This window comes from Collinsella sp. AM17-1 (assembly GCF_003470665.1).
Classification (GTDB): domain Bacteria; phylum Actinomycetota; class Coriobacteriia; order Coriobacteriales; family Coriobacteriaceae; genus Collinsella.
The window spans coordinates 1-1,286 of sequence record NZ_QRJZ01000043.1; the positions used below are offsets into that span (position 1 = coordinate 1).

Annotated in this window: 1 protein-coding gene; it reads right to left on the reverse strand. The window is 69.2% G+C overall.

The genetic code is table 11. From position 1 onward, the window contains the following. Window positions 1–26: 26 nt before the first annotated feature. Window positions 27–1,286: IS3 family transposase (locus tag DW195_RS10240; RefSeq protein ID WP_233540870.1), on the reverse strand; the 1,260-nt coding region annotated here is incomplete at its 5' end.

Consider the following 1,286-nt stretch of genomic DNA (forward strand, 5'->3'; position numbering starts at 1 on the left):
GGGACTGCGGACGATTTCTTGGACCGCTACGCGGCCCTTCCCAGCGCGGCGCGGAACTCGGCCGGCGTGCGGCCGCCGAGCGCATCGCTGCGCCTCTCCGTATTGTAGCGGCCGATCCAGGCCCCGAGCTCCTCGATGAAGCGGGCGGGGGCCCAGCCCGACCAGTCCCTGCCGTGCCAGAACTCCCTCTTGAGCAGGCCGAAGAAGCCCTCCATCGCGGCGTTGTCCGGGCTGCAGCCCTTGGCGGACATGCTCCTGGTGAGGTCGTTGTCCTCGCAGATCGAGATCCAGCCGGGCCAGCGGTAGTGGCCGCCGCGGTCGGAGTGGATGACGGGGCGCTCGCCGGGCGCCAGCCGGGCGCAGGCGTCCTCGAGCGTCGAGTTGGCGAGCGCGGCGTCCGGTCTCTCGCCGGCCCTCCACGCCACGACCGAGGAGTCGAAGCAGTCCCTGATGGCCGACAGGTAGACCTTCCTGCCGGAGGGCAGCCTGAACTCGGTGATGTCGGTGAGCCACAGGAAGTTCGGCAGGGCCGAGCGGAAGTCGCGGCGCACGAGGTTCGGCGGGGCCGGCGTCGGCTCGCCCGCATAGGAGCTGTAGGGCCTCCTCTTCCTCCTCATCCACCTGGGGACCAGGCCCTCCTCGCGCATGATGCGGAGGACGACCTTCTCCGAGGCGCGCACGGGCTCGTCGAGCTCGCGCAGGCGCGCCGTCACGAAGCGGTACCCCCGCGCCCCCTCACCGTCCTCGGTGAAGATCCTGCGCACGAGCGCGCGCAGGGGCGCGAGCCGGTCGGGCCTCGCGATCGCGCGGCGCTGGTACTCATAGGAGCTCTTTGATATCCCCAAGGAACTCGTGAGTTCTCTCAAGGACCACTTCCCGCACGGCCTCAGGCGGTCTATCACCAGGGTCTTCTCCCTGTTCGACATCCCGTCGAGGCTCGCGGCTTTTAAAACGTCGTTCACCGCCCTGAGGACGGCGTTCTCCAGGACGAGGCGCTCTATCAGGGCGTCCTTGTCGTCCGGGTCGATGTCGGGGTACACCGGACCGTCCCCGACGACCTTCGGCAGATCCATCTTCGCGACCGCCCTCCCGACGGTTCCGCCCGCGGCCCCGGCCCTCGTCCAGCGCGCGACGGCGCTCTTGCTCGGCCCGTCGAGCTCCCGGGCTATCTCCCTGCACGAGAGCCCGGAGCGGCGTAGCTCCCCGGCCCTCTCCACTACGGCTCTACTGTATGTCATGCGGACTCCAAACCGGACCTGATGGTCCAACTTTTTGTCCGCAGTCCC